Raw genomic sequence first — 14,504 nt, 5'->3', positions numbered from 1 at the left:
GGCCGGGGCCGTGGTGGCCGCCGCGCTGCGGGCGGTCCAAGCGGCCGCAGCGCCGGGAGTGTCTACCTTGAGTCTCGACCGCATCGCCGAAGCGGTGATCCGCGACGCCGGCGCCACGCCGTCGTTTCTGGGCTACCACGGGTATCCAGCGTCGATCTGCGCGTCGGTCAACGACCGGGTGGTGCATGGGATTCCCTCCGCTGGGGAGATCCTGTCGCCTGGTGATCTGGTGTCCATCGACTGCGGGGCGGTCCTCGACGGCTGGCACGGGGACGCGGCGGTCACCTTCGGGGTCGGGACGCTGGATCCCGCCGACGAAGCTTTGTCGGCGGCGACCAAGGAATCGCTGGAAGCCGGCATCGCCGCGATGACACCCGGCAACCGGTTGACCGACGTATCGCATGCCATCGAAATCGGTACCCACGCCGCCGAGGCCCGCTATGGCCGCAGCTTCGGGATCGTCGAGGGGTACGGCGGTCACGGCATCGGCCGGCACATGCACATGAATCCCTTCCTGCCCAACGAAGGATCTCCCGGCCGCGGCCCGCTGCTGGCCCCGGGTTCGGTGCTGGCGATCGAACCGATGCTGACCCTGGGAACCAGAAAAACCCTGGTACTCGACGACCAGTGGACGGTCACTACCGCCGACGGGTCCCGTGCGGCGCACTGGGAGCACACCGTGGCGGTGACCGACGACGGGCCGCGCATCCTGACCGCCGATTGACCGTGGCTGCGCCCTGAACCAATCGGGCGCATGAGTCGTGTCACCACCGGAAGGCTGGTGATGGACATTCCGGAAGCCGGCGAGACGCGGATGTTCTCGCAGGAGCACGCGCGAGCCTTGCAGCGCTGCGTGCTCCGGTTGGCGGGTGACCAAATTCAGATGTTGGTCGGTGATGCACTGGCCCAGCTCTCCGCCGAACATCGCGCGGTTGTCCACCGCTCGTACTACGAGGGCCGCACCACCCAGCAAATCGCCGCCGATCTGGAGATCGCCGAACGTGCGGTGAAATCGCGGCTGCACGAGGCGCTGCGCGTACTTCGCCAAATGTTGGAGGAGATGGGCCTGACCGCATGAACCGCAGGCGGTACTGCTTCGTGTTACTGCCCATACCCGAGGTCCACGCAACGCAGAACACGACGGGAGACAGTGGATGACCACCCAGCTCCCGGAGGCCCCCGACGCTGTTGTCATCGGGGCGGGGCCCGCCGGTCTGGCTGTGGCACGCGAACTCGACCATCACCACGGCATCAAAGCGCTCGTTCTCGATCGTGCCGCCGCGCCGGCGATTTCGTGGCGCACCCGCTATGACAACTTCCGCCTCAACACGAACGGGTTCTTGTCACACCTTCCCGGACAACGGATTCCGCTAAGCGCCGGCCGCTGGCCGACCAAGGAAGACATGGTCCGCTATTTCGATCGCTACGTTCAGCGGCAGAACATCACGCTCGTGCTGGGGTGTGAAGTTCACCGCGTCGACCGCACCGCCGGTGTCTGGCAACTCGAGACATGTGCAGGTGAAATCCGAACACCGACAATCGTTCTCGCTACCGGGAACTACGCTGTACCCGCTGTCCCTGGGTGGCCTGGGCTCGACCGCTTCAACGGCGAGATCGTTCATTCCGGGAACTTCACCAACGCTTGGCCCTACCGTGATCGCGACGTCCTGGTCGTCGGCGCCGGAAATTCGGCCGCCGACATCGCCGTCCAGCTCGCCGACGACGGTGCGCGCCGCATCTGGCTTGCGGTGCGCACACCGCCGCACCTGGTGCGGCGCGCCATCGGACCGTTTCCGTCCGATATCTTCCTTGAGCTGTTCGCGCGGGTCCCGTCGCGCATGGTCGACCCGCTGATCACCCGCATCAACCGCCTGATGTGGGGTGACCTGTCCGCCTACGGCTTGCACCGGCCGCCGCTCGGGCTGAAGGCGACGGTAGAAACGCGGGGCCGCATTCCGACGCTGGCCGACGAGCTCATCGAGGTCGTGCGGCGTGGACGCGTCGCGGTCGTCGATGCGGTCACGGCCGTCGAAGCCGACCGGGTGATCCTGGCCGACGGCGCGTCGATAGCGCCGCAGGTGATCATCGCGGCCACCGGATTTCGCAGCGATCTCGACGGTTTGGTCGGGCATCTAGGCATTCTCGACGAGCACGGCAACCCGCGCGGCGGCTTTGCCTCGCACCTCGGCGAGGGAATGTTCGCAATCGGGTACGGCATTCCGCCCAATGGCCCGCTGCGGGCGATCCGGCTGGCCGCTACGCCTTTGGCCCGGGAAGTCGCCGCCTACCTGAAACGGCCACAAGGCAGCCACGTTGAACACCTGGTGTCGGGTTAAACCAAAGGGACGCAATGGTTTTACTTTCCGCAACGAAGACTTTCTTCCGCGGCGCCGAAGGATACGAAACGGCCCGCCGGCAAACGGTATGGAATGGCCTGTTGCCAGACCGTTTTCCGGACGTGATCGTGCAGGCGCACGACGCCGACGACGTGGTGGCGGCGATCCGCTATGCGCGGACCAACGGACATCAAGTCGGCGTCCGTTCGGGCGGGCACAGTTGGTCGGCCAGTCATCTGCGCGACGGCGGCCTGCTGCTCGACGTCAGCCGCCTCGATCACTGCACCGTCGACCCGGATCGGATGACCGCCGACGCCGGCCCCGGCAAGGTGGCCAGTGTCTTCGCGTCCCAACTGGACGCCCAAGGTCTCTTCTTTCCCGCCGGCCATTGCGAAGGCATCTGCCTCGGGGGCTACCTCCTGCAAGGCGGATACGGCTGGAACAGTCCGGTGCTGGGACCGGCCTGCGAAAGTGTGCTCGGACTAGAAGTCGTCACCGCCGACGGCGAACTGATTGATTGCGACGCTGAAAACCATCCTGACCTGTATTGGGCAGCCCGCGGATCGGGGCCGGGCTTCTTCGGTGTCGTCACGTCTTTCAAACTGCGCGTGTACCCGCGCCCGGCGGTCTGGGGCACCTGTCTGTACATGTACCCGATCGACGTCGCCGACGAGGTGTTCAGCTGGGGGCGCTCGATCAGCTCCGAGATCGACGACCGAGTCGAACTGCAAATCCACACCGCGCGCAGCCTTCCCGCAGCGGGGCTCAACCAGCCTGGCATCACGATCGCCGCGCCGGTCTTCGCCGATTCAGAAGCCGAGGCAGTGAAAGCCCTTGCTCCACTGGGCACTTGCCCGGTCATCGATCATGCGATCGTCAGTCTTCCCTACGCGCCGACAACTTTGGCCAATTGGTATGCCGCCGTGATGGCTAGTTATCCCAAGGGTTACCGCTACATCGCGGACAGCATGTTTACCTCGGCGTCCGCCGAAGAACTGCTGCCGGGCATCCGCAAAATCATCGAAACCATGCCACCGCACCCCTCGCACTTCATCTTCACCGGATGGAAAACGTCACCGGAGCGCGCCGACATGGTTTACGGCCTGGAGGACGAAATCTACTTTGCGCTCTACACCATTTGGCAGGACCCGGCCGACGACGAACGGTATCGCAACTGGGCCGCGTCTAACATGGCCGCGATGTCCCACTTGGCGACCGGCATCTCGCTCGCCGACGAGAATCTGTGCCGGCGTCCCGCGCGATTCATCACGGAATCGAACATGGCGCGCCTTGACAAGGTGCGCTCGGCCTACGACCCGGATCGTCGATTCCACAGCTGGATGGGCGGCCTCTGACCCGGTTGCCGCACTACCGTCGGCGCTGCATGTGGCGCACACTGGTAACACACCGCTGTGGCCACCGAGGACGAGCCTCATATCTTGCCTCTCAGCTAACCGCGACCACTGGGCCGCTCGTGAACCGAACAGGCGTTTCATTCGTATAACCAGCAGGAGGTGAATCGAGTGCCTACTGTCACCAGCGCCGCGGCTCCCGAAGCTGCGCTGATGAAGGCACTCTACGACGAGCATGCCCCGGCTTTGTGGCGTTACGCACTCCGGCTCACCGGTAACCGGACCCGTGCCGAGGATGTGGTTCAAGAGACACTGCTACGGGCGTGGCAACATCCAGAGGTCATCGGCGACACCGAGCGGTCAGCCAGGGCCTGGCTGTTCACCGTGGCCCGCAACATGATCATCGACGAGAGCCGCAGCGCCCGCTTCCGCTCCGAAGTCGGTTCGTTGGACTCCACGCCCGAACAAGCCGCTCCGGATGAGGTCAACACCGCACTGGACCGGTTGTTGATCGGCGACGCGATGGCGCAACTGTCCGCACAACATCGCGCAGTGGTTCAGCGGGCGTACTACCAGGGCTGGACTACCGCACAGATCGCGGCCGATCTCGGCATCGCCGAAGGCACCGTCAAGTCGCGGCTGCACTACGCCATGCGGGCACTCCGGCTTACACTGCAAGAAATGGGGGTTACACGATGATGGCTCAATATGCCATCCGCGCGGCCGTCGGCGCCGAATATCTGTCTGCGCAGGTAAATTCGGTGACACCATGACGTCACTATGGCGGTCAGGAAGGCCGCTTGATGATGGACCACCCAGGGACGACGACCACGAGTACGCGATGTGGGACGCCGCCTACGTGCTGGGGTCACTGTCATACGACGACCGGCGGGCGTTTGAGGCCCACATGGCCCACTGCGTGTCATGCCGGGAAGCCGTCGCCGAACTGAGTGGGATGCCGGCTTTGCTGTCGCGGCTCGACCGTGACACGGTGGCGGCGATCGCCGAGGGCGACGACACGGCCGAAGACACCACGCTGCCACCGGAGATGCTGCCGTCGTTGCTGGGCAAGGTGCGCTGGCGGCGGCGCCGGTCACACCTGCTGACGTGGACGGCCAGCGCCGCCGCGGCCGCAGTGCTGGCGATCGGTGTGCTGGTCGGCGTTCAAGGCCATTTGCCGACATCCGGACCCGCGTCGCCGCAAACGAGCGCATCGGCGGCGCCGATGGCGCAGGTGGGGACTGCCGCACTGACCTCGACGGTGTCGGTCAGCGGCCAGCGCTGGGGAACCTATATCAACATGAAGTGCGTGTGCCTGGCGCCTGTGAATGCTCACCACGACACGCTGGCGATGGTTGTGGTCGGCCGCGACGGCAGCCGCACCCAGCTGGCGACCTGGGTGGCCGAGCCTGGCCACACCGCGACGCCTGCTGCCAGCATTTCGACGCCGGTTGATCAAATCGCCGCGGTGCAAGTGGTTTCTGCCGACAACGGCCGGGTGCTGCTGCAGCGCTCGCTGTAGAAGTTGTGCCCAAAAGTGAACTAAAGCTACTCAGGAGTCGTGTTACTGGCATCGTCACACGTAGATAGGTGAACAGATGGCCAGGCAGCACCGGGTGGTCGACCGTATTGTCGAGCACCTCGCCAAAAGTGGAATCAGCCATATCTTCGGCGTCGACGGTGCCAACATCGAAGACCTTTACGACGCTGCATATTTCCGGCCCGACATCACGGCCGTTTTGGCCAAGCATGAGTTTTCGGCGGCGACCATGGCCGACGGTTACAGCCGAAGCGGCGCCGGCCTGGGTGTGGTCGCTGCGACCTCGGGTGGCGGTTCGCTGAATCTCGTTCCGGGGCTGGGGGAATCGCTGGCCAGTCGGGTGCCGGTGTTGGCGCTGGTGGGCCAGCCGCCGACCACAATGGACGGCCGCGGCAGCTTTCAGGACACCAGTGGGCGCAACGGTTCGCTGGATGCCGAGGCGCTGTTTTCGGCGGTATCGGTGTTTTGCCGACGGGTTCTGACGCCCTCCGACATCACTTCAGCGCTGCCCGCCGCCATTGCGGCGGCACGAACCGGTGGTCCAGCAGTATTGTTGCTGCCCAAGGATATTCAGCAGGCGCTGATAGGCGTCAACGGCTACCACCTGCACCCCGCGAGCGACATCGAATCGGCTGTTCCCCGGATCGGCGACCCGCATCCGATCGTGCGCGCGCTGCACCGCGCCCACGGACCGGTCACGATCATCGCCGGCGAGCAAGTGGCCCGCGACGACGCGCGAAGCGAACTCGAGGAGCTGCGCGCCCTGTTGCGCGCCCGGGTGGCATGTGTGCCCGACGCCAAGGATGTCGCCGGCACACCGGGATTTGGATCGTCGTCGGCGCTGGGAGTGACCGGCGTGATGGGGCATCCGGGCGTTGCCGAGGCAGTGGCCGGCAGTGGCTTGTGCCTGGTGGTGGGAACCCGGCTCACGGTCACCGCGCGTGCCGGTCTCGACGACGCACTGGCGGCGGTGCCCACGGTCTCGATCGGATCGGCCGCGCCCTACCTCCCCTGCACCCACGTGCACACCGACAATCTGCGCGCATCGCTGGCCATGCTGACCCGCGCGTTGTCCGGGCCAGGACGCCCGACCGGCCTGCGGGTGCCTGACGTCATCCCGCGCACCGAACTGCGGCCACCGGACTTCGACGGTCCGGGCGTGCGCTACCGCCCCGCGATGGCCCTGCTGGACGCCGCGCTGCCCGCCGGTGTCGACATCGTGGTCGACGCCGGAAACACCGGTGCGGCCGCGATTCACTATCTACCTGCCCGCCGCGGCGGCCGGTTTGCCGTCGCGCTCGGCATGGGCGGCATGGGGTACAGCTTCGGCGCCGGCATCGGGATGGCGTTCGGCCGCGCTCGGCGCACCGTCGTCATCGCCGGGGACGGCGCGTTCTTCATGCACGGCATGGAGATACACACCGCGGTGCACTACCGGCTTCCGGTGACGTTCGTGTTGTTCAACAACAACGCCCACGCCATGTGCGTGACCCGCGAGCAACTGTTCTACGACGACCTCTACAGCTACAACCGGTTCGGTCCAAGCCGGCTGGGCGCCGGACTGGCGGCGATGTTCCCCGAGCTCCCGTCAACGGATGTCGCCGACATCGGCGCACTGCCCGCAGCACTGGAACGGGCACTGGCTGTCGACGGCCCGTCAGTGGTCAGCATCGAGTGCTCCGCCGACGAGATTCCGCCATTCGCGGCGTTCGTGAACCAACGGTCTCCCAAACAGCTTTCCCACCAACACATCTCAGATGAGGAGCATCGATCCTATGTCCCTGCCAGCGCTTGACGACATCCGCGTTCATACCGGTAGTACCGAACCCATCGAGGGAGTGGTCCGCATCGAGACCGCACCCCTGGAGCAGACCGCGCCGATGTTCATGGCGAAGATGCGCTCGGTGTACCCGCACGAAGAGGTCTTCGGCCAGTACTGCACGGTGAACGACTACGTCGCCTGCCCGCCCGACGAGCTGTTCAAATACTTGTCCGACACCCGCAGCCTCGAAGAGTGGACCTATACCCTGCGTGGCTTCACCACGACCGACGAGCCCGGGCTCTGGCTGGCCTATGACCGGTTGCTTCCGGACACCAAGATCTATACCCGCACCGTGTCCAACGCCGAAGCCCGTACCGTCGACTACCACTGCGCATGGGATCAGGGCAAGCACCTGTGGATGATTTATGTGATGCGGGTTCTGGACGCGCAGGTGGTGCTCAACAAGCCCGGTTCCGTTGTGCTGTGGACCAATTGCCGTCACCCGTTCTACGACCACAACCCGTACCCCGAAGCCGCCCCACCGCAGCGTACCGGTTGGGTCGGCGACTTCTGGAACCTCTTCGGCGCTGGTCATGCGCTGGAGCTGAACAACCTCAAGACAATCGCCGAATACCGCCACCGCAACGGCCTGCCGATCACGCCGGCCTGGATGAGATGAGCCCATCATGAGCCAAGTCAGCCTGGCCGACGTTTCCACCTATTTGCCGGGCGAGCCGATCGGCGCCGATTACTATGCCCAGTTCTCCGGATCCGACGAGTTACGCGACAACCTGATGTTCCACGCACCCAAGTTCCGCCATCACGTCGGGCCCGACGAGACCGCGATCGACATGGTCAAGCGGGCCGCGCAAGGCCTCATCGAACGACACGGCCATGACGTCATCGCGGGCGTGGATGTGCTCATCACCCACACTCAAGTGCCGGACATGCCGTTCTACGGCGCAGGCGGCGGCATCGCGCACCGGTTGGGGATGCGTCCGTCCTGGGTGCTGGACCTGCACAACGGCGGATGCGCCGTATTCGTACTGGGGCTCAACGTTGCTCGCAAGTTGCTGACGTCCGGCGAGGGGCGCACCGCGCTGATCGCCATTGCGCAGAATGCGGCAGGTCAGATCTTCGACCAACCTGACATACGGCGCAAAGCGCAGTCGGCGATTCCCGGCGACGGCGCCGCGGTCGCACTGGTCACGTTATCCGGTCAGTCGCCCGTTCTCGATATCGAGTGCCGCACCTACGGCGAATACGCCGGCGACATGACGATCGCCGTCGACCCGCCCCGCAAGTGGTGGCAGCCCGGGCCCGGCGAAGGCTGCATCGGGTTCACCGAAACCAAGATCGCCAAGGTGCTGGCCCGCGGCAACCGCCAGGTCCCGGAAGTGGCGCTCGCGGTGTGCGACCGAATCGGCCTAGCGTCCAAGGACATTGACCTGCTGGTCACAAACCAGCCCAACCGGGTGTTCCTGCACAACTGGCGGGAAGCGCTCGAAGTGCCGCCGGAACGACATCGCGACACTTTCGAGGAGTACGGCAACCTGTTCGGCGCCGGCATCCCGGTCAATTTGGATCGCGCCATCTCCGACGGTCAGGTCAAGACCGGTGATGTCGTGATGATGGCCGCGTTCGCCCACGCCGGTGACTTCGCCGGCGCCGCCGCACTGCGCTGGGGCGGACGGGGCTGATGACCGAGGTGGTGGAAGTCAACTCGGCCACCGCCGAGATCCTCGGGGCACTGCCGCAGGCGGTCAATCCCTTTGCGTTGTCCCTCAACGAAAATCCCTTTCCGCCGCTGCCTGCGGTGCGTGCCGCTCTAGTCCGCTCCATCGATGCCGCCAACCGGTATCCGGAATTCCTGCCCGAGCAGCTGCGAACGCTCGTCGCGGGCCACGTCGGGGTTCGTGCAGAGCAGGTCGTGCTGGGCGCCGGGGCGTCCGGTGTGGCGATGCAGGTGCTCCATGCGGTGACGCGGCCCGGCGAACGGATTGTATTCAGCCAGCCCACCTTCGACGGATACCCGATCTTCGCCCAGATGGCCCGCCTCACCGCGGTCACCGTCCCGCTGGACACGCACGGCCATCACGACTTGGCGGCAATGGCTGACGCGGCCGCGGATGCCAGCGTTGTGGTGTTGTGCCGGCCGCATAATCCGACCGGAACGCTGGAGCCGCTCGCAGATGTGGAGCGGTTTCTGGCGCGGGTGCCAAGCGATACCGTCGTGCTGCTCGACGAGGCCTACATCGAGTACGTTGCGCCGCGGCACCGCCACGAAGGACCGGCACTGGTCCGGCGCTTCCCGAATGTCGTCGTACTGCGCACGTTCTCCAAAGGGTACGGTCTTGCCGGGTTGCGTATCGGATACGGCTTCGCGGCGCCCGAACTGGCCGACATGCTGTGGACCATGCAGTTGCCGTTCGGCATGAGCACTAGCAGCGCGGTCGCCGTGGCGGCCTCTTACGATGCGGAAGCTCAGCTGCAGCAACGCATTCGGCAGATCACCGGTGAACGCAGCTACCTGCGGCGACGCCTGCGGGCGATGGGTGTCTACACCACGGACTCCCACGCGAACTTCGTGTATCTGCCTGCGGCCGGTCGGCCGTGGCACGAGGTCTTTGCCGGCACGGGGCTGCAGGTGCGCCATTACGACGACGGCGGCGCCCGCATCACTGTCGGCAGCCGCGCGTCCACGCTGGCGGTGCTGTCGGCTGTGGAGAAGTCGGCGCGCTGAGCTCTATTGCCCGGATGGCAGTGTTCGTACAGCCTGGCGGGCCAGCCGAAATATGGACTGCGGTAAGTCGGGTCGTTGCGATGCGATATTGCTGAGGGCGCGATACGACCGCCAGAGCTGGCGCGGCGACGGAATGATGGGCAAGCGCGCCAGTTCCCAGTGGATGCCGTTGACCGGGTCGTCGAAGAATACGGCGTAATAGCCCGGCGTGTAGTGCGGGTATTCCCTGGGTTCACTGGTGACGCAAACTCCCTGTGGGATCAGGAATTCGCGATAGAAACGGTCGACCTCGTGTCGGCTCCGGGCCCACAGCGCGATGTGGTTGATACCTACCGATTGGTCGGCGTGCGTGAGCTTCGTCCCGGTCCGGGCGGGCTGGATGCCGACGTAGCTGTGGGGAGCCGGAAATCGAGCCATGTAGTAGGTCGATCGGTACTCGATGTCCAGTGTCGAGAAGCTCATATATCCAAGCCAGCCGAACATCCCGTCGTAGAAAGCAATCGAATCGTCGTAGCCAGAACCGCGAATTCGACGTGATTAACCCCGCGCCAGCGCATTGGTGCCTCCGTCAGTTAGTTGGTCCGCTTGACTTCTTGAGAGGCGGAGCAGCGGTACTACGCAGTGTAGTAGGCAGCTTGTCAACATGTGAAGGGGTCACCGGGGTACAGCGGCGAACGCCACACCTGAACACCCGGCCGCATTGTCGCCAGGAAGCGCCGAACGCGCCCCGAAGTACGGTAAGAAAGGGCGTGGCCGCCAATCAACCCGACCAGCGATCCGACACCCGAGACCCGATCGCTCAGGCGAGGTCCAACTGGGAGCGCGCCGGATGGGGTGACGTCGCGCAGGGCATGGTCGCGGTGACGTCGGTGATGCGCGCCCATCAAATCCTGCTTGCCCGAGTCGAAAACGCTTTGCGGCCCTACGATCTGAGCTTCTCGCGCTTCGAGTTGCTGCGTCTGCTGGCGTTCAGCCGCACCGGGGCGCTGCCGATCACCAAGGCGTCCGACCGGCTGCAGGTACACGTCACCAGCGTCACCCACGCGATCCGCCGGCTGGAAGCCAACGGCCTGGTGCAGCGGATACCGCACCCCACCGACGGTCGCACCACACTGGTGCAGATCACCGATCTCGGCCGCTCGACCGTCGAGGACGCCACCGTCACACTCAACGAGAAGGTGTTCGCCGACATCGGGATGTCTGACGCCGAGTCGCGGGCGTTGGTGTCGGCGATCGAGACATTGCGGCGGGGCGCCGGCGACTTCTAGCCCGCGGCTAATCCAAGATCGGCGGCAGCGGGATGGTCGCGGTCACCGCCGTCCCCGCGCCGGGCCGCGACCGGATGTTGAGCCGCCCGCCGACCAGCTCGGCGCGTTCGGCCATCGACAGCACACCGTAGCCGCCCATCTCGTCACCGCCCAGCGGATTTTCAAAAGTGTCGAAACCGACTCCGTCGTCAACGATTTCGAGCCGCGCAACGTCACCGTCCACCGCGAACCGCAGCCGCGCCCGGGTGGCGCAGGCGTGTTTGACGACGTTTTGCAGGCCTTCCTGCGCGATGCGGTACAGCGCAAGCTCGATGTGCTCGGGCAGCCGGGCATCGGACAGGTCGAGTTCCAGATCCAGTTGCGGCATCGAGCGGGCCAGGCTGGCCAGGCCGCCGGCCAAGCCAAGGTCGTCGAGAACCGGTGGACGCAGCCCGCTGATCGCGGCGCGGGCTTCTTCCAGTGTCAGCGCGGCGAGTTGGCGCGCCTCGTCGAGGTGTTGCGAGGCTTCGGCCGGGTCGTCGCCGACGGCGCGTGCGGCGGCGTCGAGCCGATAGGACAGTGTGATCAGCCGCTGGGATATGCCGTCATGGATGTCGCCGGCGAGCCGGCGGCGTTCGATTTCCTGCGCCTCGATCACCTGCTCGACGAACAACTCGTGTGCGCGTTCGCGAGCGACCAGCTGGCGGTGCAGCCGCGCCTGATGCAGTGCGCCGGCGATCAACCGGCCGATGACCCGCAGCAGTTCGACGTCGCTGTCGGTGAATTCGCGGCGCTGCACGGTGTGCACGTTGAGTACCCCCACCAAGCCGCCGGGGTCGGTTTCCATCGGCACCGAAACCATCGACGTGAAATCCCGCCCGCGCAGCGACTGGATCGGCAGGTACCGCGGATCGGCTTCCTTGTCGTGGGTGATCACCACCGGCTGGCGATGGCTGGCCACCCATCCGGATATCCCGGATCCCAGCGGCAACCGGATTTTTCCCACCTGGCCGTCGAACGGTGGCGTCGCGCCGGCCAAGGTAAGTGAGCGCTCGGTGTCGTCGAGGACGTGAACAAAACAGACGTCGGTTCCGGTGGCCGCGGTGATCATGCGCGCTGCCGCGGCTGCCAGCGGTTCGACCCCGGGGCCGCTGGAGGCGGCCCGAATGAGCTCGCGCAGCAGGGCCAGCTCGCGGTCGGCGCCGACGACATCGCGTACCGCATTGGATGGACGGACGCGCTCGTTCATTGATAGATGCCTTCACGCAGCGCCGTGGCCACCGCGCCCGTTCGGTCGCTGACGCCGAGCTTGCGGTAGATCGAGCGCAGGTGGCTTTTGACGGTTTCCTCCCCGATTACCAGCTTGTTGGCAATGCCGCGGTTGGACAACCCGGTCACCATGTAGGACAGGATCTCGCTCTCACGTTGCGTCAGTCCCTGACGTGCGCCAGGCCAGAACTCGTCACGCTGCATCCGCGCCGCGGTGTCCACTGCGCGGGCCGCCATGCCGGGGTCGATCACGGTCTCCCCGTGGTGGACCGATTCGAGCTGGCGCACCAGTTCGTCGCTGCTGATGCTTTTCAACAGGTAGCCGCGTGCACCCACCCGCAACGCCTGGAACAGGTACTGCTCGTCGTCGTACACCGAGAGCATGACCACTTTGCGGTCGGGATCACGTTCGCGCAGCTGCAGGCACAGGTCCAGGCCGCTGGTGCCTTGCATGCGGACATCGCACAGGACGATGTCAGGCTGCAGGCTATCGACGACGCTGATGGCGCGTTCGGCGCCGACCGCCTGCCCGACGACCTGCACGCGGTCCTTGAACGCGGCGAGCATGGCCTTGAGGCCCTCGATGACCATTTCGTGGTCATCGACAAGCACCAGCCGAACAGGTTTGGTGGCCTGACCAGTGCCTTCTGTGATGCCAGCAGCCGCCATGGCATCACCATAGAGCCGCTCGCGGGTCGACGAGTCAAGATCGCCACGCGGAATCCCCCTTATGGGGGACGCCCGGGTGACGGCGCTGGGCCACGCTGTGATCATGTCGGCGGACACCCTTCAGCGGCGGACGTTCTGGTGGGACAGGGCACGTCCCGTCGATGCTGACGTTGCACCGTTGCGCGCGGTGATCTTCGACGCCGACGACGCGTTGGCGGACGCCGAACGCGACGGTGACCTGGTACCGCGCGCCGGGCTGATCGACTTGGTGATGAATCTGTTCGTCGCGGGCATTTGGATCGGTGTGGTCAGCATCCGCGAGCGGACGTGGGCGCAAACCCTGGTGCGTCAACTGATCGGCGAAGGGTTGGTCGAGACCATCGTGACCGCTGACGACCTGGACGGAGCAGACGGTGATGCCGAACTGTACCGCTTGGCGTTGTGGGAGTTCGGAATAACGCCGGAGAGTACCCTTGCCGTCGAGGGCTCAGCGCGCGGATTGCGCGCGGCGGCCGCCGCCGGCCTGCCCGCGCTGCTCGTCACGACTGGCGACAGCGCCGAAAGCGAATTCACCGGTGCGGCTGCCGTGCGGTCGGGCTACGACGGCGCCCATCCCCTGCTGGCCGCGGGCTGCCGAGAGCTTCACCGGCGATGGTGGATCGCCCGGAAGCGCTCGCAGCTCGTGGTCAGCAGTTGATCACAATCCTTAGGACTCCCGCAGCATCTCGATCACCGCGCTGAAATCTTTGTCAGCGTTGTCGAGCGCGAACTTGGCGTAGATGTCCGCAGCGTGGCTGCCGAGCGGCGCCGCCGCGCCCGTCGAGGCCACTGCGTCCATCGCCAGGCCCAAGTCCTTGTTCATCAGTGCGGTGGCAAAACCAGGTTCGAAGTTGTTGTTGGCCGGCGATGTCGGAACCAGACCGGGCACCGGGCAGTTCGTGTGCACCGCCCAGCAGTTGCCGGTCGCGCCGGTGATCACGTCGAACAACGCTTGCGCTGACAACCCGAGCTTTTCGGCCAGTACGAAGGCTTCGCCGATGACGATCTGATGCACGGCCAAAACCATGTTGTTGCACAACTTCGCCGCCTGGCCCGCACCGGGCGCACCGCAGTGAATGACCTTGCCCGCCATGGGTTCTAGCACCGGCCGCGCCTGATCCAGCGCCGACTCGTCACCACCGACCATAAACGCAAGCGTCCCGGCCACCGCACCTCGTACCCCACCGGAGACCGGCGCGTCGAGCTGCGCGAACCCGTGCGAGCCGGCCAAGGCATGTACTTCGCGGGCATCGTTGACCGAGATGGTTGAGCTGTCGATGAACAGTGCGCCGCGCTGCGCGGCAGGCAGGATATCGGCGTAGCAACGCTTGACCACCTCGCCGTTGGGCAACATGGTGATCACTACATCGGCATCGGCCACCGCGTCAGGGCCAGCGTCGAACACTGCGACACCGTTTTTGGTCGCGGCCGCCGCGGCGGTGGACAGCGGGTCGAAGCCACGGACGAAATACCCGGCGCCAACCAGATTCGCCGACATCGGGCCGCCCATGTGGCCCAGCCCCAGAAAAGCGACTGTCGTCATCGCC

The 14,504-nt window shown here is 65.6% G+C and carries 14 protein-coding genes and 2 pseudogenes; 12 read left to right on the top strand and 4 right to left on the bottom strand.

Annotated elements, in window-relative coordinates; all coding sequences use genetic code 11:
- The 10 genes and pseudogenes from map to ACFE99_RS02870 form a co-directional block, all read left to right on the top strand.
- On the top strand, positions 1-724 hold a 724-nt coding region (map, locus tag ACFE99_RS02915; protein WP_375482251.1), incomplete at its 5' end, for a type I methionyl aminopeptidase.
- Between the two features lie 156 nt (positions 725-880).
- A pseudogene (locus tag ACFE99_RS02910) lies at positions 881-1,078 on the top strand (sigma factor-like helix-turn-helix DNA-binding protein); the annotation flags it as partial.
- Between the two features lie 76 nt (positions 1,079-1,154).
- A complete protein-coding gene (locus tag ACFE99_RS02905) occupies positions 1,155-2,336 on the top strand; it encodes a flavin-containing monooxygenase (RefSeq protein ID WP_375482249.1) in 1,182 nt (393 codons plus the stop codon).
- Between the two features lie 14 nt (positions 2,337-2,350).
- The gene (locus ACFE99_RS02900) at positions 2,351-3,691 is read left to right on the top strand and encodes an FAD-binding oxidoreductase (protein ID WP_375482247.1); all 1,341 of its coding nucleotides are present in this window, start codon (positions 2,351-2,353) and stop codon (positions 3,689-3,691) included.
- Positions 3,692-3,859: 168 nt separating this feature from the next.
- Positions 3,860-4,387, top strand: coding sequence for a sigma-70 family RNA polymerase sigma factor (locus ACFE99_RS02895; RefSeq protein WP_375482245.1), 528 nt, complete (start codon positions 3,860-3,862; stop codon positions 4,385-4,387).
- Between the two features lie 70 nt (positions 4,388-4,457).
- On the top strand, positions 4,458-5,210 hold the full coding sequence (locus tag ACFE99_RS02890; protein WP_375482243.1) for an anti-sigma factor family protein: 753 nt from the start codon (positions 4,458-4,460) through the stop codon (positions 5,208-5,210).
- Between the two features lie 76 nt (positions 5,211-5,286).
- Entirely contained in the window at positions 5,287-7,023 is a 1,737-nt protein-coding gene (locus tag ACFE99_RS02885) for a thiamine pyrophosphate-binding protein (RefSeq protein ID WP_375482241.1), read from the top strand.
- Positions 7,004-7,669, top strand: coding sequence for an SRPBCC family protein (locus ACFE99_RS02880; protein WP_375482239.1), 666 nt, complete (start codon positions 7,004-7,006; stop codon positions 7,667-7,669). The genes ACFE99_RS02885 and ACFE99_RS02880 overlap by 20 nt, the downstream gene beginning before the upstream one ends.
- A gap of 7 nt (positions 7,670-7,676) precedes the next feature.
- Entirely contained in the window at positions 7,677-8,690 is a 1,014-nt protein-coding gene (locus tag ACFE99_RS02875; RefSeq protein WP_375482237.1) for a 3-oxoacyl-ACP synthase III family protein, read from the top strand.
- Positions 8,690-9,733 (top strand): pyridoxal phosphate-dependent aminotransferase, encoded by a 1,044-nt coding sequence (locus tag ACFE99_RS02870; protein ID WP_375482235.1) that lies wholly within the window; start codon positions 8,690-8,692, stop codon positions 9,731-9,733. The genes ACFE99_RS02875 and ACFE99_RS02870 overlap by 1 nt, the downstream gene beginning before the upstream one ends.
- Positions 9,734-9,736: 3 nt before the next feature.
- On the opposite strand, the pseudogene ACFE99_RS02865 reads toward ACFE99_RS02870, so the two are convergent.
- A pseudogene (locus ACFE99_RS02865) lies at positions 9,737-10,290 on the bottom strand (VOC family protein).
- Positions 10,291-10,482: 192 nt separating this feature from the next.
- Between ACFE99_RS02865 and ACFE99_RS02860 the strand changes: the two are divergent.
- Positions 10,483-11,001, top strand: coding sequence for a MarR family transcriptional regulator (locus ACFE99_RS02860; RefSeq protein ID WP_375482233.1), 519 nt, complete (start codon positions 10,483-10,485; stop codon positions 10,999-11,001).
- A 7-nt stretch (positions 11,002-11,008) separates the two neighbouring features.
- Here ACFE99_RS02860 and ACFE99_RS02855 read toward each other — a convergent pair whose 3' ends face one another.
- Both ACFE99_RS02855 and ACFE99_RS02850 read right to left on the bottom strand, forming a co-directional pair.
- Positions 11,009-12,229: a GAF domain-containing protein gene (locus tag ACFE99_RS02855; protein ID WP_375482231.1), complete on the bottom strand. Its 1,221-nt coding sequence runs from the start codon at positions 12,227-12,229 to the stop codon at positions 11,009-11,011.
- Complete coding sequence (locus ACFE99_RS02850; protein WP_375482228.1) at positions 12,226-12,918, bottom strand: response regulator; 693 nt, start codon at positions 12,916-12,918, stop codon at positions 12,226-12,228. Before ACFE99_RS02850 ends, ACFE99_RS02855 begins: the two co-directional genes overlap by 4 nt.
- Before the next feature lie 103 nt (positions 12,919-13,021).
- Between ACFE99_RS02850 and ACFE99_RS02845 the strand changes: the two genes are divergently transcribed.
- Entirely contained in the window at positions 13,022-13,615 is a 594-nt protein-coding gene (locus ACFE99_RS02845; RefSeq protein ID WP_375482226.1) for an HAD hydrolase-like protein, read from the top strand.
- Between the two features lie 9 nt (positions 13,616-13,624).
- On the opposite strand, the gene mmsB is transcribed toward ACFE99_RS02845, so the two are convergent.
- Positions 13,625-14,500: a 3-hydroxyisobutyrate dehydrogenase gene (gene mmsB, locus ACFE99_RS02840; RefSeq protein WP_375482224.1), complete on the bottom strand. Its 876-nt coding sequence runs from the start codon at positions 14,498-14,500 to the stop codon at positions 13,625-13,627.
- Positions 14,501-14,504 lie beyond the last annotated feature (4 nt).

The organism is uncultured Mycobacterium sp., from assembly GCF_964249325.1.
Lineage (GTDB): Bacteria > Actinomycetota > Actinomycetes > Mycobacteriales > Mycobacteriaceae > Mycobacterium.
This window is presented reverse-complemented; position numbering and strand designations above follow the sequence as displayed.

What these genes read in the sequence shown, in the direction of transcription:
- ACFE99_RS02850 (WP_375482228.1), bottom strand. Translation starts at nt 12,918, where the DNA reads ATGGCGGCTGCTGGCATCACAGAAGGCACTGGTCAGGCCACCAAACCT.
- ACFE99_RS02845 (WP_375482226.1), top strand. Translation starts at nt 13,022, where the DNA reads ATGTCGGCGGACACCCTTCAGCGGCGGACGTTCTGGTGGGACAGGGCA.
- ACFE99_RS02875 (WP_375482237.1), top strand. Translation starts at nt 7,677, where the DNA reads ATGAGCCAAGTCAGCCTGGCCGACGTTTCCACCTATTTGCCGGGCGAG.
- ACFE99_RS02890 (WP_375482243.1), top strand. Translation starts at nt 4,458, where the DNA reads ATGACGTCACTATGGCGGTCAGGAAGGCCGCTTGATGATGGACCACCC.
- ACFE99_RS02880 (WP_375482239.1), top strand. Translation starts at nt 7,004, where the DNA reads ATGTCCCTGCCAGCGCTTGACGACATCCGCGTTCATACCGGTAGTACC.
- mmsB (WP_375482224.1), bottom strand. Translation starts at nt 14,500, where the DNA reads ATGACGACAGTCGCTTTTCTGGGGCTGGGCCACATGGGCGGCCCGATG.
- ACFE99_RS02870 (WP_375482235.1), top strand. Translation starts at nt 8,690, where the DNA reads ATGACCGAGGTGGTGGAAGTCAACTCGGCCACCGCCGAGATCCTCGGG.
- ACFE99_RS02905 (WP_375482249.1), top strand. Translation starts at nt 1,155, where the DNA reads ATGACCACCCAGCTCCCGGAGGCCCCCGACGCTGTTGTCATCGGGGCG.
- ACFE99_RS02900 (WP_375482247.1), top strand. Translation starts at nt 2,351, where the DNA reads ATGGTTTTACTTTCCGCAACGAAGACTTTCTTCCGCGGCGCCGAAGGA.
- ACFE99_RS02855 (WP_375482231.1), bottom strand. Translation starts at nt 12,229, where the DNA reads ATGAACGAGCGCGTCCGTCCATCCAATGCGGTACGCGATGTCGTCGGC.
- ACFE99_RS02885 (WP_375482241.1), top strand. Translation starts at nt 5,287, where the DNA reads ATGGCCAGGCAGCACCGGGTGGTCGACCGTATTGTCGAGCACCTCGCC.